The following is a 19,507-nucleotide window of genomic DNA, read 5'->3' on the forward strand; positions in this document are numbered from 1 at the left end:
TAGAATCTGCCGCCCTACTTCTTGTCCAGAGATCGTCATGAACTATCAATGTCCTCTATGTCATCAACCTCTTGAGCTCACCGCAAAGACGTTTAAATGTGAAAACAATCATCAATTCGACCTAGCGAAAGAAGGCTACGTAAACTTGATGCCAGCACACCACAAACGCTCAAAAGATCCAGGTGACAACAAAGAGATGATGCAGGCGCGTCGTCGCTTTCTTGAGGGAAATCATTACGACCCAATGCGCCAAGAAGTCGCTCGTCTTTGTGCAACCTATACTCAAGGTACAAGTCATCAGTTATTGGATATTGGCTGTGGTGAAGGTTACTACACAGACCAAGTTCAGCGCTCATTACATGCACAAGATGAAAACGCCAATGTCTATGGGTTAGATATCTCAAAAGTCGCTATTCGTTATGCGTCTAAACGCTACCCACATTGCGATTTCAGTGTTGCATCAAGCCATCGGCTACCATATGCAGATCAGTCTCTGGATGCTATTTTGCGCATCTATGCACCATGCAAAGCAGAAGAATTGCAGCGTGTTATCAAAGACAATGGTGTGGTGATCACTGTGACGCCAGCGGGTCGCCACTTGTATCAGTTCCGCGAGCGCATTTATCAAGAAGTTCGCCTGCACAATGAAGAGCCAGAGCACATCGAAGGTTTCGAATTAGAGCACCAACAGAAGCTGAACTACACCATGGACTTAAAAGATGGCGTCGCATTCGATTTGCTGCAAATGACACCATTCGCATGGAAAGCCAGCGATGAACTTCGTGACGAGCTAAAGTCATCTACACTTTTCCAATGTGAGGCTGACTTTATGTTGCGTGTCTACCGTAAGAAAACGACTCAAGCAGGTACCGAAGAATAAATGTAACGCTAATTATTCTCATTACCATTGATTCATTTATCAGCCTCCATTAATATCGTTCGGACATTTTTGGAGGCTTTTTAATGCGCTTTTCTACACTAAGTCTGATTTTTGCAGGCTTGCTAACTGGCTGTGCTTCAAACGCACCCACCGCTCCTGACGCGATAACTGGTGACGTAACCAGTTTCTATGACTACCAGCTACATGACCCTGCTGGTAAAGCCATCTCAATCAACCAATTACCCTCTGAATTACAACAAGCAGACGTTATTTTAATTGGTGAATGGCACACTCACGCAGGTATCCATCGTTTTCAAACAGATATGCTCAAACAGCTGTCAAAGACAGACCGTCCTATAGCATTTTCAATGGAACAAGTTACTCGCGACAAACAAGCTATCTTAGACGCTTACCTTGATGGAGAGATTGGCGAGCAGTACTTCATGAAGCAGAGCAACGCATGGCCGAACTACGAAAGCGATTACCGTCCTTTGGTGGAATTTGCTAAGCAAGCCGATATTCCTGTGATCGCAGCAAACGCACCGAAGAACATCGTTCGCTGTATCGGTCGTCAGGGTGCAGATTACATAAATAAGCTCGACAGTGACGAGCGCAGCTTCATCGCTGATGAAGTAAATACGGCAAACAGCCCATACAAAGAAAAGTTCATGGCATCTATGCACCATGGCAAGCCAGAGCAAACAGAGAAACAATACGCCGCTCAGGTTACTTGGGATGAAACAATGGCGGACTCGATCGTCAAATACCTTGCAAAACACCCTGACACTCAAGTCGTGCATATAGCCGGTAAGTTTCACACAGAAGATGGTTTGGGCACTGCTGCTTCCATTTTACGCCGTAACCCAGACCTAAAAGTCGTTGTTATTACCCCAACAGCAGAGGTTACTTCGGAAAGTTCGGATTACCAACTAGAAGTACTTTCTCCACCAGTGCGTTATGTACAAGATGCCAACCGAATGGCAGCGTACAAGCACCTAGCAACACGCAACAGTGATCTTCAATGTAAGTAATCAGAAGCATCTTACAACCGATATAGAGAAATAGGTCTGCTTTTTGCAAGCAACTTGGTTTGTATACCTAAGAAGCGGCAAAAACAGACCTATTTTTTCTGATTGATTCAAGATATACCTATTGCCGTCGATATAAAGATAACTGCTTTTTACCTGCACTCAATCAGAGAGTGTCGTTGTTCGAAGGGGTAACAGATGAATCCAGTAGGAAGCAATTCAGTCAATACATACGCTGCTCAACAAAATAAAGTTGAACAAGCGAAAGCCAGCGAAAAAATCACCGATGGCGCACCATTAAAGATTGAGCAAAATAAAGTATCACTCTCTAGTGAAGGGAAAGCACTACTCGCTGCGCTTCAGCAAATCGATCATGAAAGCAAGAAGGCGGAACTCGAAAACCAAACCGTTGGCGACAAAGTCGAATCTTTTGCTCATGGAGCACTGGGTATGGACCATCCTCACACTATCGAAGAAGAGGAAGATGGCTCTTACTCTGCAGGTCAATATCTTTCAGCAGCCCTCACGGTTGGTGGTATCATCTTAGCTCTTGTTTAGGTGTTAACCGTTTAGTATCAGGTTAAACAAGAGTTTCTTTCGTTACGATAAGTAACCTCATTTGAACGCTTTTTTTGTCCAAGTCCATAATGGAAAACTATTCATTAACGGACGATGAACTGTGAAAAACGCATTTTCGCTTATAGACAAACCCACTTTTTTTGGCGCAATCGCGCTGCTCCTTTCGATTGTTTTCCCTTTAATTTTGTTTCCGGCTGAAGGTGCACAATGGATTGCCGTTGCTAAAACCTTTATGACTGACAAGCTCGGTTTCTTATACCTTGCACTAGGACTTGCCGCTTTTATTTTCATGATTTATGTCGTTTTTAGCGACATGGGCCAAATCAAGTTAGGCGATCCTGATGAAAAGCCAGAATTCACCACGGCATCGTGGGCCGCAATGCTGTTCTGTGGCGGCATCGGGGCAAGTATCCTCTATTGGGGCTGTATCGAGTGGGCATACTATTACCAATCTCCTCCGTTTCAACTAGAGCCTGGTAGCGAAGAAGCTGTACGTTGGGCTGCAACTTACGGTCTGTTCCACTGGGGACCAATTGCCTGGTCTATCTACCTTATTCCTGCATTACCAATTGCGTACTTCTTCTACGTACGAAAACAACCCGTACTGAAAGTCTCCAGTGCATTGATGCCAGTACTTGGCGAAGAACGCAGCAAAGGTACCGCTGGCAAGATCGTTGACGTACTGTTTATCTTCGGTCTACTTGGCGGCGCAGCAACCAGTTTAGGCTTAGCTGCACCTTTGATCGGAGAAGGTCTGCATTACCTCTTCGGCATGCCTAAAAATACTTACAGTCAAGTGCTTGTATTGCTGATCTGTACTGCGATCTTTGCTTACTCCTCTTACGCAGGCATGGAAAAAGGCATCAAAGTACTAAGCAACATTAACTTCTGGGGAGCGATGGGACTACTAGCCTTTGTGTTGGCAGTAGGACCAACCATCTTCATGCTGGAGACTGGCTTAGATTCGATTGGTCGTATGTTATCTAACTTCTTTGTTATGGCGACATGGGCAGAGCCATTTGGTGGATACGGCACTTTTGACAACACACATTTCCCACAAGATTGGACTATCTTCTACTGGGCGTGGTGGCTAGTCTTCGCTCCAAGTATGGGACTGTTTGTCGCTCGCATTTCTCGCGGTCGTACCATCAAGCAGATGGTTTCCGGTTCCATCTTCTTTGGTTCACTGGGCTGCTTCCTATTTTTCATGATCTTAGGTAACTACGGCTTGTCTTTGCAGTTATCCGGAGAACTCGATGTCGTCGGAATTTTGAATGCCGAAGGCGCTACAGCAGCGATATTCTCGATGCTTGATGCATTACCGATGAGCTATTTTGTTATCGCTGTATTTACCTTGCTGTGCATCATTTTTACAGCGACGACTTTTGATTCGATTTCATACATTCTGGCCTCTGTTGTACAAAACAACGTCACTGAGGAGCCAATGCGTTGGAACCGAATGTTCTGGGCATTTACGTTGTCTTTCCTGCCTACTGTTCTGATGTTTATGGGGGGACTAAGCACCTTACAAACAGCGGCAATTGTTGGAGGCTTACCTCTACTTGGCATCTCAATTATGCTCATGGTGTCGGCTGTTCGAGCGACAACATTGGATATTCGACATCAGGAAGATTACATCGAACCAACCATTAATATTGAAGAGCTACCAGAATTTGATCCTTGGTCAACAGAAGGGATGGCAATGGCTAGGTTTGAACGCGCACGAGACGCCGCTCAAGAAGCGGCGGAGCAAGAGCGTGACGCACTGGCACAATTGATGACACTGCGTAAACGCATTCGTGCTTTCGCTCTTGAACATAGCGACGACAATGATTTTGCCGATCATCACTTACCGCAGGATATGCAAGAGGAGTTGCAAGCCCTATTGGATAATGTGATGAAGGCAAAAGAGAGAAAACTCGAGTTATCGGAAACTGCCCAGCAATCCAGAGCCGAGTTTAATCAAATCGTGGCCCAAAGTACCTCTTACGCAGTGTAGCTTTAGCCCATGACTTTCAACTCCTAAACATAACTCAAAGCTCACTTCGGTGAGCTTTTTTTGTGTCTGACGTAGTATGCGCCTGTGTATCTCATATGAATCTTTTGTGACGGTAGTATTTTTGTCATAAATCCTTGTTGTAATTCGAGCGCTTTTATAAATAAGGAATATACAATGAAGCACTTAGCGACCCCAATCGTCACAGCAGTGGCGGCATCTACGCTCTCTTTCAGCGCTCTGTCAGCAGAGATCAAAAACGTTATCTTAATGATTGGCGATGGTATGGGACCTCAACAAGTCGGTTTGCTTGAGACCTACGCGAATCATGCACCTAATTCAATCTACAAAGGCGAAACCACCGCACTTTATAAACTGGCACAGGAAGGTGTTATTGGTTCATCGTTAACCAACCCTGAAGATGCCATTGTGGTGGATTCTGCTTGTTCTGCAACCATGCTTGCCACTGGTATTCCAACCGCTTCTGAAGTAATTGGTATCGACAGTCAAGGCAACCACGTTGAAACGATCTTAGAAAAAGCTAAGGCAAAAGGTAAAGCGACAGGTCTTGTTTCCGACACTCGAATGACGCACGCGACCCCAGCCGCTTTCGCCTCGCACCAACCTCACCGCTCACTAGAAAACAGTATCGCCGTCGACATGCTAGAGACGGGTGTTGATGTCATGCTTTCTGGCGGTCTTCGTCATTGGATCCCAAAATCTACCAACGACAAAGGCGACACATATAAGCAACTTGAAAAGCTCACCCAAGGCGATGTTTACCTAAAATCAAAGCGTAAAGATGAGCGCAACTTGCTGACAGAAGCGCAACAGCAAGGCTACAGCTTAGCGTTTAATCGCGACATGTTAGAAAACGCTAAAGGAGAAAAAGTTCTTGGTCTATTTGCTTACTCAGGAATGAACGATGGCATTGCTTACAGCCATAGCAAAAATGACCCGAAACGCACCCAACCATCCCTTAAAGAGATGACAGAAAAAGCACTGGATGTGCTATCAAAAGACAAAGATGGCTTCTTTTTAATGGTAGAAGGCGGTCAAATTGACTGGGCAGGTCACAGCAACGATGCAGGTACCATGCTTCATGAGTTGATCAAATTTGATGAAGCCGTCAATTCCGTTTATGAATGGGCGAAAGGTCGTGAAGATACGCTAGTAATCGTCACTGCCGACCATGAAACAGGCTCTTTTGGCTTCAGCTACTCCTCGGCAAACCTTCTTAAACCAGAAAAGCGCAGTGGCGAAGCTTTTGCTAAGCGTGATTACGCACCAAACTTCAACTTTGGTCAGTTTGACATTCTCGATGGACTCTACAATCAAAAACAAAGCTACTACGGTATGATCAGCGAGTTCCAAAAACTCGATAAAGCGCAGCAAACACCAGAAAAGTTAGCAGAAATCGTGAATGCAAGTAGCGACTTTGCCATTACTCCGGAGCAAGCTGAGCGCGTATTGGCAAGTAAGCCAAACCCTTACCGACTGGCAAGCCACAAGTACCTGAGTGAAGAGAATGTTCCAGCAATCAATGATTTTGATGCTTTTTTCCCATACAACGATCGCGGAAACTTGTTGGCTCGAGAACAAGCGACCAAACAAAATACAGTGTGGGGAACGGGTACACACACGCATACGCCGGTCAATGTATTCGCTTGGGGACCTGCGGGGACCATCCTGCCAGTATCAAAGATCATGCATCACTCACAACTGGGCGAATACCTCATTCAACAAATTAAATAATTTCCGCTCTGCACTTACTTTCATCTTCTGATGAAACTTCAACGCCCTCGTTTGAGGGCGTTTTTTTACATTGAAACGGTTGACGCTTCGCGCTTCGCGCTCCACTATTTGCCAAATATTTATAAAAATGACCAATGCTATGTGTGAAATATTTGCCAAACAGCCCCAGGAAAATTATCAGTTTGTGACCCGTTCGATTCGTATTGATGGCCATGCAACCAGTGTGAAGCTCGAATCAAGTTTCTGGCTAACACTAGAAGAAATTGCCTCAGCACAAGACATGACGGTACCAAAATTCATCAGCACTGTTTACCAAGAAGCGCTGGAACACAACGGTGAAGTCAACAACTTTGCTTCCCTACTTCGTTGCGCTTGCCTCACCTACGCCCGCCAACCTCAGGCAACGATTGAAAAAGCTTTGAGCGAGCAACACTGATCCCTGCATTTTATTGTCGTACCTGAGTACTACCCATTGCGCGTCGAAACTGACTAGTCTAGGCGCACGATTAAGGAGTACTCATGACAAAAATAATTCATACCATGATCCGCGTAAGCGATCTGGAGCGTTCTCTTAAGTTCTACCGCGACGCACTTGAGCTAGAAATCAAAGACCAATACGTATTCGACGGCTTTTCTCTTACTTACCTAGCGAACTCAGAAACAGGGTTCGAACTTGAACTGACTCACAATCATGACCAAAGCGAACCGTACACTCACGGCTCGGGTTATGGTCACCTTGCGGTGAGTGTTGAAGACATTGAAGCCGCACACCGCCGCTTAACATCACTTGATATTGAGGCAAGTGATATCAAGGTGTTTGACCACCAGCAAAAACACTTAGCAACCTTCTTCTTCGTCACCGATCCTGACGGTTACAAAATCGAATTCTTACAACGACAAGGTCGTTACCTTTAATAACAACAAAGAAGTAAACATAACTATGATTCATTTAACTGCTGCATTTCACGCAAAACCAGAACACACATCGACACTTAAGCAGGCACTAGAAGCTATGTTAGTGCCAACTCGTAATGAAGAAGGATGCGTGCGTTACCAACTTTTCCAAGACAAAAATGACGCTTGCCAATTTTTGTTCCAAGAGCAATTTGCTGACCAAGCGGCTTTTGACCAACACTGTAATACTGAACATTTCCAAGCTCTGCTTAGTACTATCGATGGTTTACTAGCTAGTGAGCCAAAAATCACCTTCTTTGAAGAGCTATAAGCGTTAAAGCACAAAAATAAAAAAGGCACTCAAGTGAGTGCCTTTAGTTTCTGTTGAGAGAGTTACGCGTCTTTCTTGTCGACCATATGTAAATGAACATCTTGTTGCGGGAAAGGAATCGAAATACCTTCGCGGTCAAAACGCAATTTCACTTCTTTTGTCACATCCCAGTACACATCCCAATAATCGTCGGTTTTCACCCAAGGGCGAACAATAAAATCAACCGATGATGTATTTAGCGTATGAACCTTGATGTTTGGCTCTGGTGAGCGAAGCACTGAAGGGTGAGACGTGACTATATCATTCAGAACTTCTTCTGCTTTTAGCAGATCATCGGCATAGCCAATACCAAAGACCATATCAACTCGACGAATACGCTCGTGCGTCACGTTCTTAATCACATCGCCCCAAATCTTGCTGTTTGGCACAATGATAATTTGGTTATCGAATGTACGAATCGTAGTATTCACCAAACTCATGTGGCTTACCTTACCGTCAACACCACCCGCGTATACGAAATCGCCAACATCAAATGGGCGATAGATCAGCAGCATCATGCCTGCCGCAAAATTCGATAATGTATCTTGTAATGCAAAACCAATGATCACACCGGCGATACCGAAACCAGTTAGGATTGGAGCAAGGTTTAAACCGATTTGAGACAAACCGACCATGATACCGATGATCCATACCGCCTTGCCCGACATCGAAATAAAGAAATCTTGCATCAAATGCGACAATTTCAAATTCTTAGAGGCTACCGTTTTACTCACGACTTTTCGGGTTAACTTCGCCAATGAACGAGCAATCAATAAGATCAGGGCAAAGACAAAAAGCTGGAAAACATGCTGTGGCGCATTCTCCGCGAACCAATCTACCGCAGAGTTCGACCAATGACTCAGGATAGACAGAATGACTTTTGAGTTCAGAAGATCATGGGTGATGCTACCTGTCACTTCAAATATCTGACGTTTATACTCAGACGTCTCCAGCCCTACTTTGTCACCAATCGAAATTAATTTGCGAAGACTATCGGTAGCAATATTAAGGCGTTGTTTAAGGATCAGTTGGCTCAGTTGTAAAGACGCTTTTTCAGATTCTGGGCTGGAAGAGACTTGTGAACCGATGATTTCGCTTTGCTGGTTGAGGTACTCGATAGACGCAGATAGCAGACGCATACGCTTATCTACGCCCTCTTTAAACTCAGCATCAGCATCTTCGTCTTGGACGTCTAACTTCTTCAACCAGTTTAAATTTTGCCAACTCGATTCATAACTCACATCCAAATACTGTTGCAGTTCACGATAGCTATTGATTAAAGAAAGCTTATCTTCGTCTTTTGACTTATTGATTTCCTCATTCAGCGCTTTGATTTTGTCATCGAGATAAACCACGGCACCTTCTGAGTACTTCTCTTGAGTTTGTACGAGCTCAATCAACTTCTCATGAGGAATGGACTTATTACTGATCGCAGTAGCGAGACGACTTCTCAGTTCTTCGTTTTTCTGGAAAAGCTGTAGTTGAAGTGCATCGCGTTCGTCTCCACTAGCTAACTTTAAACTTTCAGATAAGTCGAGAATGTCTCGGTTAATATTATCAATAGCCTTCTCTGCTGCAGAAACTTTTGGCGTATCTACTGTGGTCTCAACGCTTTCCGTAGCTTGTACAATGAAAGGGCTCATTGTCAGAGTCAGCAGAGCCATTAAAACCAACCATGGGGTCAAACGCACTTTAAGGGGGGATAGTAACGTCATTTTTACCTCGTAAGAGACAATCCCAATCAACACGATCGAGAAATGGAATGTAAATCCTTGAAATTAGATGCTCTAAGTTTACAACACGAATTCGCAAACCGAGCAGCATTTAGTAAATTAAGCGTCAAAATTCATAATCAATGTCCATTATTTACTCTGTTTTATTCGCTATTAGCTCAAACCTATAACAAGTTCCATTGTGTTGATATTGATACAAACTGAAGATTAGGTGTGCATCACCGTCGCCACAAATACATCACCTGAGTAAGAATGGACTATGATTGAACGGAGTGAACGCTAATTGTTTCATCAATAAGGAGAAATCATGGGTTTTCTATCTTGGATCATTCTGGGCTTGATAGCCGGAGCACTCGCTAAGTGGCTGATGCCAGGCAATGATGGCGGCGGTTGGATCGCGACTATGGTGTTGGGCATTGCTGGTGCCTTCGTAGGCGGATTCTTGGGAAGCTTTGTCGGGCTGGGCGGTGCTGATGGCGTAAATATCGGCAGCATCATCACTGCCACATTAGGCGCGTTTGTATTGTTGTTTGTCTACAACCGCTTCTTGAAAAATTAGGCGATTTCCCCCAATAACAAACAAGCCTTTCACTCACATGAAAGGCTTGTTTTTATTCCGATATTATCGATTAGGGTGATTTAAGATATGGTCTTCCCAGTCCACCACGTCTATCTCGTACACCACTTTGTTTCTGACACTTTCGCCAGCAGCATGCATGGCTGACTTGGAACCCGTTATCAGTGGGTGCCATTCTGGTAGTGGTTGGTCCTCTGCGAGCAAACGGTAGGCACAAGTGTGCGGTAGCCAAGTAAAGTCATCAATATCTTCACGTGTTAGCTTGGTGCACTCTTCCCCTGAAGTGAAACGATTCGGGTAATCTTTGCACGAACACGTTTTGCTGTTCAGCCAACTGCAAGCAACATTGGTGTAATAAATTTCGTCCGTATCTTCATCCATTAGCTTGTGTAGACAGCACTTGCCACACCCATCACAGAGAGATTCCCATTCTTCTTCTGTCATGTTCTCTAACGATTTACTTTGCCAAAATGGAGTGCTCATACGCTTACTACTTATTACTGAGTGGGAATGAATTGGGTGCGTTTTATACCCCTCTGGGCATCAAAATTCAAGTTTTACGGTGTGAGTGAAGTGATAGGAATATTGAGTAAGATTTGTTCGCATTTAGCAATGCGATCATATTGCGATGAATTTACGCGCGCCTCTTCCAATCTGGCGAGAAATGTCCATAATGCCCCCTTCATTTTTACGAGGGCTTTAAGATGGATTGTCGATTAGGTTGTGGGGCATGCTGCATAGCACCGAGCATCTCTTCCCCGATTCCAGGCATGCCAAATGGCAAACCAGCAGGTGAACGTTGTATCCAATTAAATGACGATAATCTGTGTAAGCTGTTCGGAAAACCAGAACGCCCGAAAGTTTGCCACGACTTCAAACCATGTCCGGTTGTGTGTGGCAAAACAAATCAAGAAGCGTTAAACAACATTTCAGAATTAGAGCAACTCACTTAATCGTTCCCCAGCTCTCTTAGGTACAGGTAGATCGTATCGCGTGAGATACCGAGGTGATTTGCCACCATCAAAACCGCATCTTTGTATTTGAAAATACCCAGCCCTTGCAAACGGGTGACCAGTTCTCGGTTACGTTTGGATGGTGTGATCGCTTCATTCATCCACACTTCTGATTGAACAGTTTCAATCGTGCTAATGATGGTCTCATCAATATTACGCGCGAATGTCTCAGGTGAACGCGCTCCTGTACAACATTCGTTTTGCTGTTGCGGCATAATTGAACGCAAGAAATCTTGCATTGGTACGTCCATGTCCACGTTAATACACAGCAATCCGATCGGTTTATTTTTAGGGTTGCGAACTATCGTGGTAATGGAGTGCAAGGTCTTTCCACTCGCCGTTTTCGTTAAATACGAGTCTGAAACGTCATTGCCCTCTAACAGCTTCATTCTTGCTAAGTTGGTAATCGGTGCACCTTCACCACGTTCAGTAATGTGACCATTGGCAATTTTGATAATTTCCGGTGCTTCCGCATCAAGGCTGTGAAGAACGACTTCGGTGTGCTCACCATACATGCGTGCAATACCATCCACGACGTTCTTCATTGAATTCAAAATATCTAAATCACTTTTAGTGAGTTTCTTAAGCAGCAATGTTACTTCCCTTAGCAAAAACGTTGAGGCTAGGCTGACATAATATCGATAATAGATTTGTCAGTATACGGCATACCGAGTCTAACCATCGAGCCTACATTTCTAATCGTTTGTTCGACTTCGTTACCTACTATACCTTGATTCTTCACGCTGTGGTTACCCATAGCCATCAAATATGAGCGTACTGCGGTGGTAGAGGAAGTGCAGACTTTCATCGCGCAGGACGATTTCGCCCCATCACATACCATGCCCGAACTGTCGCTAATCACGTTCTGAATCGCATAACATGACTGTTCAAACGAACCTCCCGCCAAATATACTAGCGCCATGGAAGCTGCGGCACTGGTGACCGTATTACCACAAAACGCCGATAGCGGTGGGTAGTACGATTTAATGTAAATCGCACCTAAGTGACTCATGATTAACGCACGAGCTAATTGCTCTTCAGTACTTTGGAAAACCTCTGCTGCAATGACTACTGGCATAGTAGCCGCAATACCTTGGTTACCACTGCCAAAGTTACTCATGGCTGGTAGCGTAGCTCCCCCCATACGTGCATCCGAGGCGGCAGAGGTCATCATTTGGATACGGCTCATCAAATCATTACCAAGCAACCCTTGCTCGATATTACCTTTTAATGTACGACCGATCTCCAATCCATAACCATTATCGATACCCTCTTGCGCTAATGAGCTGTTGAGCTCGGCCGCTTGTAGGATAAATTTGATCTCTTCAAAAGGCGCTTTAAGTGCAAAGTCGTAGATTTGTTTGATAGAGATGTCCACACCTTCACAAACAGACCCAGTTGCAACTCGTTGCTGTTGGGGCGCATCAAATGTCACTTTGCCATTGTGAGTGATCTGAATAATGTTGGTGTGTCCACCACTGATTGTCACTGATACCGTGTCTTCTCCAGCAGTCATGGTGACGCTGCAAAAGATGAATTCTTGGGTATCAATGCGCGCAACGCTAACGCGCTCTTCATCAATCAGTTGTTGAGCAGCAGTCACATTGTCTTGATTAATATGGGCAAGAACTTCCAATTCGGCATTAGGGTCGCCGGCCAACGCACCTACAGATGCGGCAATCTTTAGACCAATCTTTCCGGTTCCAGGGACATAAACTCCCATTGAGTTTTTAAATAGATTGTCAGAGACACGGACTTCTATCATCTCTGGGGTCTGGCATCCGAGCTCACGTTTTGCAACTGCTGCCGCGTATGCAGCAGCAATGGGTTCTGTACATCCGAGTGCAGGTTTTACAACTTGCTTAATGATTTGGATATATTGGTTCCATTGCTGATTCATGTTTTTTCTCCGTATTACTTTTTGCAAGCAATCGCTTCAACTTCAATCAATACGCCTAGCGGAAGATCTTTTACCGCAAAGCAGCTGCGCGCAGGACACTCTTTATTAAAGAACTCAGCATAGACTTTGTTAAACTCAGCAAAGTCACTGATGTTCGCCAAATAACAAGTTGTTTTCAAAACAGTGTCAATGCTACCACCGCCTGCTTCTAAGACGTGTTTTAGGTTCGTCAAAGATTGATGACTCTGAGCAGTAATGCCCCCCTCAACTACTTTGCCTACTGCACTATCAACTGGCAGTTGACCAGACGTAAAAATCAAGTCTCCGTAAGCAGTGCCGTGCGAATAAGGGCCAATAGCAGCTGGAGCGTGCTCTGAAGTAATCAATTCTTTCATTTTAATCCTCACATAATTTTTAATTTTAATAAGAAAACTCTTAAGTAAGTTTTCATTTCAAAGCTATTCTTTCAACTATATGCGAATACAACAACTACTTCAGATCACATAAATCGATCTTTTTTCAGATTTTATTGAGTATTTTTGCCGAGATCTCAAATTTATCTGAATTTTCCACAAAAAAATTGTTGTTGTTCTTTTTCTCAAATAGATTTGAGAAAAATTCATACTAACAAAGAGACAACGACAATGAGCGTTACTGTACCTACACAAACTCTTCCAATAACCAAAGAGCCGCCTCACGTTAAGGCGGGAATGACCGTAGAAGAATGGAAAGCCGCAACCAAGTTTGACAGCACAGACTGGGGTTGGGTGATCATGAGTATCGGCATGGCAATCGGTGCTGGTATTGTTTTTCTTCCTGTAAAAGTTGGTGTACTGGGCATTTGGGTATTCCTTGCTTCGGCAGTTATTGGTTACCCTGCCATGTACTTATTCCAACGATTATTCATTAACACCTTATCGACGTCACCAAAATGCCAAGACTACGCTGGTGTCATTTCAGGGTACCTAGGAAATAAATGGGGGGCTCTGTTGGGGATACTCTACTTCATCATGCTGGTGATTTGGGTGTTCGTTTACTCCACAGCAATCAACAATGACTCAGCCTCTTTCCTACATAGCTTTGGCATCACTAAGGGGCTATTGTCGGAAAACCCGCTGTATGGTCTTGCTTTAGTTTGTGCTTTAGTGGCCATCGCGTCACGTGGTGAAAAGATCTTATTTAAAGTGAGCACTGGTCTGGTTTTGATCAAGTTATGTACCGTTGCCTTACTTGGCGTGATGATGATTGAAAAGTGGGACTTTGCTAACGTCGGCTCTGTACCTGCGGCAGGTGCAGGTTTGAAAGACGCCATTGAACTATTGCCCTTCACTCTTACTTCAATCTTGTTTATTCAAAGCTTGAGCCCAATGGTTATCTCTTACCGCTCTAAAGAAAAATCAATTGAGGTTGCGCGTTTTAAAGCGATGCGTGCGATGAAGATTGCTTTCGGTATTCTGTTTGTCACCGTGTTCTTCTATGCAATCTCGTTCACCCTTGCGATGTCTCACGATCAAGCAGTAAAAGCAGCTGAAGAGAACATCTCTGCATTAGCGATGGTCGCACAGGGTATGGACGGGACAACATTGAAATTGCTTAGCTTAATGTTGAACATTTTCTCTGTTATGACGGCGTTCTTTGGGGTGTACCTAGGGTTCCGCGATTCTTGCCAAGGTCTTGCAATGCTGGCTCTTAAGAAAGTCATGCCTGAAGAGCAGATTAACCGTAATTTGGTAACCAAAGGCATCATTCTATTTGCTATTTTGATGGCTTGGGGCGCTATCGTGTTGAACTTGCCAGTATTGAGTTTTACTTCAATATGTAGCCCGATCTTTGGTTTGATTGGTTGTTTGATCCCTGCGTACTTGGTGTATCAAGTTCCTTCACTGCATAAATACAAAGGTGCTTCACTCTACCTAATCATTGCGACAGGTATTCTACTGTGTATCTCACCTTTCATCGCATTTAGTTAACCCTTCCTCTCACCTCGGTTATTCGTCTTCATGATGATGACCGAGGTTCTCTACGTTTCCACTTCATAGAGTATTTCGTTTCATATCTGAGACAAAAACCCGCCGATCTGGTTATTCGCTTAATTTCCGTGCTTCGAATCACACTTTTCTGACAATTCTCTACTATGTTCAGCGGGTAATCTAAATCCGAAATAGGAAACAACATGAATAAATACATGGCAGAGGTTTTTGGTACTTTTTGGTTAGTGCTTGGTGGTTGCGGCAGTGCGGTATTAGCTGCGGGCTTTCCAGATATTGGCATCGGTCTACTAGGTGTTTCTCTTGCGTTCGGCTTAACCGTACTCACCATGGCATTTGCGATTGGTCATATCTCAGGTTGTCATTTAAACCCAGCTGTAACAGTCGGTTTATGGGCTGGCGGTCGTTTTGATACCAAAGACGTTATCCCTTATATCATCGCACAAGTGATTGGTGGCGTGATTGCAGGCGGTGTGCTCTACATTATTGCAACAGGTCAAGCTGGCTTTGATGTAGTTGGTTCTGGCTTCGCATCAAATGGCTACGGTGAACATTCTCCAGGTCAGTACTCAATGGTAGCAGCACTTGTAACAGAAGTTGTGATGACAATGATGTTCCTTATCGTGATCATGGGCGCGACCGACAAACGTGCTCCTCAGGGATTTGCACCTATCGCGATTGGTCTATGTTTAACCCTGATTCACTTGATCAGTATCCCTGTAACGAATACATCCGTTAACCCTGCGCGTAGTACTGGTGTTGCCGTATTTGTTGGCGATTGGGCAGTTTCTCAGCTTTGGCTATTCTGGGTAGCACCAATTGTTGGTGGTATCTTAGGTGCGCTTATCTATAAGAATCTTCTAGGTGTAGAATCAAACGACTAATTGATTATCAAACCGCAAGATCAAAAAAGCCGCTGAATTCAGCGGCTTTTTTATTAAATCTTGTGTCGACCTAAGAGTGAGTGTGACAAGGTTGTCCCATCTACGAGCTCAAGCTCCCCACCTACAGGTACACCATGTGCAATGCGGCTGGCGTCGACTTGGTGTTCTTTACATAATTCTGCAATGTAGTGTGCTGTTGCTTCCCCTTCTACCGTAGGGTTGGTAGCAAGGATCACTTCAGAAATATCACCTCGGCGCAGACGGTAGTCAAGAACATCAAGACCAATATCACTTGGACCAATTCCGTCCAGCGGTGATAAGTGCCCCATAAGTACAAAGTATCGACCTGAGTATTGACCGGTCGCTTCTACTGCAGCGATGTCTGCCGGGCTTTCTACTACACAAATTTGACCGTTTTCTTGGCGTTTTGGGTTAGTACAAATATGACAAATTTCTTCTTCAGTGAAGGTACGACACTCGGTGCAATGACCGATTTCTGTCATTGCTTGGCTCAGCGCGTCTGCTAGTTGCAGACCGCCTTTTCTATCACGCTGTAACAAATGAAAGGCCATACGTTGCGCCGACTTGGGACCTACCCCAGGTAGACAACGTAAGGCCTCCATCAATTGTTCCAGCATATGACTGGTACGCATTGAAAATCCGCTTAGTTAGAATTCAGCAGATTAGAATGGCATTTTCATACCTGGTGGTAGTTGCATACCGCCAGTTACAGAAGCCATTTTCTCTTTTTGAGTCTCTTCAACGCGACGTGCTGCATCGTTGAATGCTGCAGCGATTAGATCTTCTAGCATCTCTTTGTCGTCTTCCATCAGACTTTCATCGATTTCTACACGACGCACACTGTGACTGCCAGTGATTGTAACTTTAACTAGACCAGCACCAGACTCGCCAGTTACTTCCATATTCGCGATTTCTTCTTGAAGCTTTTGCATGCGATCTTGCATTTGCTGGGCTTGCTTCATTAGGTTGCCCATACCGCCTTTACCAAACATGTTTATCTCTCTGGTTTAATTAGGTGTTGCATCTGTTAATGGGGTTATCACTTTACGTTTTCAACCCCATTCCGTTCAATTTTTAGATAGGGCGTACACTATCTTTATCAAGCTCTGCTGTAAATCGACGTTCGATGAACTGTACGTGTGGATCGTTTTCTAAACTGATCAGAGCCTGTTGTAATTTCTCTTGGTAGAGCCTATCTCTTAACTCTAGCGGGGTTTCACCATTTTCACCGACATCAATGCTTAAATGGCACTCTTCCCCTAGCACTGTATTGAGAGCATTTAATAACTCGCTCTGCGCTCTATCGGTGTTGAGGTGAGCTTGATTGCCTCTTAATTGTAGTGAAACCGTTGAACCTTCTTTATCAAAGTGCGAGTTCAAAGCCAATTGTTCCACCAATTTAGGTGTGTCCATTTGGCTAATTAGATTCGCCCATTCACTTCTTTCTAGAGATTCATCCACCAGCTTTTGCGCCATTTCTGGCGTTTTTTCATGTTCTAACGCTTGTTTGAGCTGCGTCGGTGTCAGTTCCGTATTGGCTTTCTTTTCGACCGGTTTTGTTGGTCGCCAACGGTATGCCTCATCCTCCGGCTCTTGATTTTCAGCTTGAGGAGTAGATTTAGGCGACACCTGCGCAGAATTGCCATGCAATTGCGCTAAACGGTCAATAACCGATTCTTTTTGTGCAGGTGCCGCTTTAGGCTTTTTTGGACCACCAGTCGGAGTTGTTGCTTGTTGTTGTCCTTGACGCTGTGAGCGCAATTGATGGCGTAAACCACTCAAATTACCGCGAGAAGGCGCACTTTGTTGTGGCTGAGCCTGTTGAGGAGCGTGCTGCGTTGGCGCAGGATTCTCACTCATTGGTGGAGCCATGTCATATTGCGGTGGTGCCATATCGTATCCACCCTGATACTCAGGTTGATACTGTGGCGCTTCGTTCTGCGTCGCTGGTTGGCTCATCGGTTGAGAAGCTGCATGCTGTGGCGCTGATTGCGCTGGGCGGCTTTGCATCTGCTGCATTGGCGCTTGTGCTGCAGGTGTTTGTTGCTTCGATGGCTGCAGTTGAGGTGATTGCTGTTGTGGAGCAATTTGTGGTTGGCTCACTGTCGCAGTCGGCGCGACTTGAGGCTGCGATGAGGTAGAAATTACGTTTGCGTTGTTATTTGCTGACGGACGGAATGCCATCATACGCAATACAATCATTTCCATGCCGACGCGACCATTTGGTGACAGCGTCAGGTCTTCACGACCTTTCAAGGCGATCTGGTAGTAAAGCTGAACATCTTGCGGTGTCAGAGCTTTACTTAATAATTCAATTTTTTCAGCATCAGGCTGCGATTGGTCCAAAGTCGAAGGCAGAGCTTGGTGCATCGCAACACGATGAAGCTGAGAAGCTAATTGCTGTAGTAACCCATCCCACTCTACACCATTTGATGCGAGTAGTTGGATTTTATCCATCGCTTGTTGAGGTTGCTTACTACTGATTGATTCCAGCAAATGGATAGCTTGGTCTGTATCAATCGTACCCAGCATATGGCTAACGATGTCAGTTTGAATCGTACCGTTACCAAGGGCGATAGCTTGGTCAGTTAAGCTCAGTGCATCGCGCATACTGCCATCTGCAGCGTGCGAGATCATGCCAAGTGCTCTTGCTTCTGCAGAGACTTGTTCTTTTTCCAGAATATGGTCAAGTTGCTGATGGATATCATCAACACTGATTGGCTTAAGATGGAACTGCAAACAACGTGACAAAATCGTCACTGGCAGTTTCTGTGGATCTGTCGTTGCCAACAAGAACTTCACATACTCTGGCGGCTCTTCCAATGTCTTTAACAGCGCGTTGAAAGAGTGACGCGAAAGCATGTGTACCTCATCGATGAGGTACACTTTAAAACGTCCGCGCGCGGGTTTGTATTGAACGTTGTCTAACAGTTCACGAGTATCTTCAACTTTAGTACGAGAAGCTGCGTCGATTTCAAGTAAGTCTACAAAGCGACCCTCATCAATCTCACGACAAGTATCACATTTCCCACAAGGGTTAGCAGTGATCCCTGTTTCGCAGTTCAAGCCCTTAGCGAACAGGCGGCCAATTGACGTTTTACCAACGCCTCGCGTGCCACTGAATAGGTACGCATGGTGTAAGCGATTTTGCGCTAACGCGTTTTCCAGAGCAGTTAAGACATGACTTTGTCCAACCACTTGATCAAACTTGTTAGGACGCCATTTTCGCGCTAAAGCTAAATAACTCATTGAATGTATTAGTGTCCTTCAAACTCGCAAATGCTGTATACGTTAAGACCTAGACCTTCTAGGCGCTTATCACCACCAATTTCTGGTAGGTTAATAACGAACGCAGCGTGCTCTAATTCACCGCCAAGCTGACGGATCAGTTTTGTTGTTGCTTCGATTGTACCGCCAGTCGCTAGCAGATCGTCAACAACCAATACTTTATCGCCTTCTACGATTGCATCAGTATGAATCTCTAGCGTATCCACACCGTACTCAAGCTCATAAGACTGAGCCACAGTAGGACGAGGTAGTTTGCCTGGCTTACGCACAGGGACAAAACCCACACCCAGTTCAAGTGCTAGAGGCGCACCAAATAGGAAACCACGAGCTTCTGTACCGACCACTTTCGTGAAGCCCATGTCTTTGTAACGTTCAACTAATAGGTTAATCGTTGCTTGGTACGCTTTTGCGTCTTCCAGTAGGCTAGTTACGTCGCGGAAAAGAATGCCTGGTTTTGGGTAATCTTGGATGCTTTTGATGCTAGATTTGATCAGCGAAATTGTTTCTGTAGTCATAATACCGATTTACTTAGATTGGCTCATCACCCTCTGTTCTTATCGCAGTATATATGAGGGCAATAAACAATAGGTTTTCAGCGCGA

The 19,507-nt window shown here is 44.7% G+C and carries 21 protein-coding genes; 12 read left to right on the forward strand and 9 right to left on the reverse strand.

The window, feature by feature from the left end:
- Positions 1-37: 37 nt before the first annotated feature.
- From rlmA to MHO32_RS10720, 8 genes are all read left to right on the forward strand, one after another.
- Positions 38-880 (forward strand): 23S rRNA (guanine(745)-N(1))-methyltransferase, encoded by an 843-nt coding sequence (rlmA, locus tag MHO32_RS10685; protein WP_017817821.1) that lies wholly within the window; start codon positions 38-40, stop codon positions 878-880.
- 83 nt (positions 881-963) lie between these two features.
- Positions 964-1,911, forward strand: coding sequence for a ChaN family lipoprotein (locus MHO32_RS10690; protein WP_005452053.1), 948 nt, complete (start codon positions 964-966; stop codon positions 1,909-1,911).
- Between the two features lie 195 nt (positions 1,912-2,106).
- Positions 2,107-2,466: a hypothetical protein gene (locus MHO32_RS10695; RefSeq protein WP_005452054.1), complete on the forward strand. Its 360-nt coding sequence runs from the start codon at positions 2,107-2,109 to the stop codon at positions 2,464-2,466.
- 121 nt (positions 2,467-2,587) lie between these two features.
- Positions 2,588-4,486 (forward strand): BCCT family transporter, encoded by a 1,899-nt coding sequence (locus MHO32_RS10700; protein ID WP_005452055.1) that lies wholly within the window; start codon positions 2,588-2,590, stop codon positions 4,484-4,486.
- A 174-nt stretch (positions 4,487-4,660) separates the two neighbouring features.
- Positions 4,661-6,238 (forward strand): alkaline phosphatase, encoded by a 1,578-nt coding sequence (locus MHO32_RS10705; RefSeq protein WP_239211729.1) that lies wholly within the window; start codon positions 4,661-4,663, stop codon positions 6,236-6,238.
- A gap of 139 nt (positions 6,239-6,377) precedes the next feature.
- Entirely contained in the window at positions 6,378-6,674 is a 297-nt protein-coding gene (locus tag MHO32_RS10710) for a ribbon-helix-helix domain-containing protein (protein ID WP_239211757.1), read from the forward strand.
- A gap of 83 nt (positions 6,675-6,757) precedes the next feature.
- The gene (locus MHO32_RS10715) at positions 6,758-7,153 is read left to right on the forward strand and encodes a VOC family protein (protein ID WP_005452061.1); all 396 of its coding nucleotides are present in this window, start codon (positions 6,758-6,760) and stop codon (positions 7,151-7,153) included.
- A 25-nt stretch (positions 7,154-7,178) separates the two neighbouring features.
- Positions 7,179-7,463, forward strand: coding sequence for a putative quinol monooxygenase (locus tag MHO32_RS10720; RefSeq protein WP_005452063.1), 285 nt, complete (start codon positions 7,179-7,181; stop codon positions 7,461-7,463).
- Positions 7,464-7,525: 62 nt separating this feature from the next.
- Here the strand turns inward: MHO32_RS10720 and MHO32_RS10725 are convergent, their stop codons facing one another.
- Positions 7,526-9,217, reverse strand: coding sequence for a mechanosensitive ion channel family protein (locus MHO32_RS10725; RefSeq protein ID WP_110415926.1), 1,692 nt, complete (start codon positions 9,215-9,217; stop codon positions 7,526-7,528).
- A 325-nt stretch (positions 9,218-9,542) separates the two neighbouring features.
- On the opposite strand from MHO32_RS10725, the gene MHO32_RS10730 reads away from it, so the two are divergent.
- On the forward strand, positions 9,543-9,794 hold the full coding sequence (locus tag MHO32_RS10730; protein WP_005452067.1) for a GlsB/YeaQ/YmgE family stress response membrane protein: 252 nt from the start codon (positions 9,543-9,545) through the stop codon (positions 9,792-9,794).
- Positions 9,795-9,857: 63 nt separating this feature from the next.
- Here MHO32_RS10730 and MHO32_RS10735 read toward each other — a convergent pair whose 3' ends face one another.
- Positions 9,858-10,295, reverse strand: a complete 438-nt coding sequence (locus tag MHO32_RS10735; protein WP_005452070.1) for a YcgN family cysteine cluster protein — start codon at positions 10,293-10,295, stop codon at positions 9,858-9,860.
- A gap of 221 nt (positions 10,296-10,516) precedes the next feature.
- Here MHO32_RS10735 and MHO32_RS10740 point away from each other — a divergent pair, with 221 nt between their 5' ends.
- The gene (locus MHO32_RS10740; protein WP_239211749.1) at positions 10,517-10,765 is read left to right on the forward strand and encodes a YkgJ family cysteine cluster protein; all 249 of its coding nucleotides are present in this window, start codon (positions 10,517-10,519) and stop codon (positions 10,763-10,765) included.
- On the opposite strand, the gene MHO32_RS10745 is transcribed toward MHO32_RS10740, so the two are convergent.
- Genes MHO32_RS10745 through MHO32_RS10755 form a run of 3 tightly spaced genes read right to left on the reverse strand, consistent with a single transcriptional unit; the run spans position 10,762 to position 13,120 of the window.
- A complete protein-coding gene (locus MHO32_RS10745; protein ID WP_005452072.1) occupies positions 10,762-11,418 on the reverse strand; it encodes a helix-turn-helix transcriptional regulator in 657 nt (218 codons plus the stop codon). The two genes, MHO32_RS10740 and MHO32_RS10745, sit on opposite strands and share 4 nt — an antisense overlap.
- A gap of 29 nt (positions 11,419-11,447) precedes the next feature.
- Positions 11,448-12,725, reverse strand: coding sequence for an L-cysteine desulfidase family protein (locus MHO32_RS10750; RefSeq protein ID WP_009698544.1), 1,278 nt, complete (start codon positions 12,723-12,725; stop codon positions 11,448-11,450).
- 14 nt (positions 12,726-12,739) lie between these two features.
- Positions 12,740-13,120 (reverse strand): RidA family protein, encoded by a 381-nt coding sequence (locus tag MHO32_RS10755; protein WP_005452076.1) that lies wholly within the window; start codon positions 13,118-13,120, stop codon positions 12,740-12,742.
- A gap of 315 nt (positions 13,121-13,435) precedes the next feature.
- Between MHO32_RS10755 and MHO32_RS10760 the strand changes: the two genes are divergently transcribed.
- Positions 13,436-14,695 carry an amino acid permease gene (locus tag MHO32_RS10760; protein ID WP_005452078.1) on the forward strand — a complete coding sequence of 420 codons (1,260 nt, stop codon included), beginning with the start codon at positions 13,436-13,438 and terminating at the stop codon, positions 14,693-14,695.
- A 203-nt stretch (positions 14,696-14,898) separates the two neighbouring features.
- Positions 14,899-15,597, forward strand: coding sequence for an aquaporin Z (aqpZ, locus tag MHO32_RS10765; RefSeq protein WP_038899574.1), 699 nt, complete (start codon positions 14,899-14,901; stop codon positions 15,595-15,597).
- A 53-nt stretch (positions 15,598-15,650) separates the two neighbouring features.
- On the opposite strand, the gene recR is transcribed toward aqpZ, so the two are convergent.
- From recR to apt, 4 genes are all read right to left on the reverse strand, one after another.
- Complete coding sequence (gene recR, locus MHO32_RS10770; RefSeq protein WP_017817816.1) at positions 15,651-16,250, reverse strand: recombination mediator RecR; 600 nt, start codon at positions 16,248-16,250, stop codon at positions 15,651-15,653.
- Between the two features lie 30 nt (positions 16,251-16,280).
- Positions 16,281-16,610, reverse strand: coding sequence for a YbaB/EbfC family nucleoid-associated protein (locus MHO32_RS10775; RefSeq protein ID WP_005432961.1), 330 nt, complete (start codon positions 16,608-16,610; stop codon positions 16,281-16,283).
- A gap of 82 nt (positions 16,611-16,692) precedes the next feature.
- Positions 16,693-18,867, reverse strand: a complete 2,175-nt coding sequence (gene dnaX / locus MHO32_RS10780) for a DNA polymerase III subunit gamma/tau (RefSeq protein ID WP_239211751.1) — start codon at positions 18,865-18,867, stop codon at positions 16,693-16,695.
- An 8-nt stretch (positions 18,868-18,875) separates the two neighbouring features.
- Positions 18,876-19,421 carry an adenine phosphoribosyltransferase gene (apt, locus tag MHO32_RS10785; protein WP_005452085.1) on the reverse strand — a complete coding sequence of 182 codons (546 nt, stop codon included), beginning with the start codon at positions 19,419-19,421 and terminating at the stop codon, positions 18,876-18,878.
- Positions 19,422-19,507: the final 86 nt, after the last annotated feature.

This window comes from Vibrio sp. MMH1-50 (genome assembly GCF_022347645.1).
GTDB lineage: Bacteria > Pseudomonadota > Gammaproteobacteria > Enterobacterales > Vibrionaceae > Vibrio > Vibrio harveyi.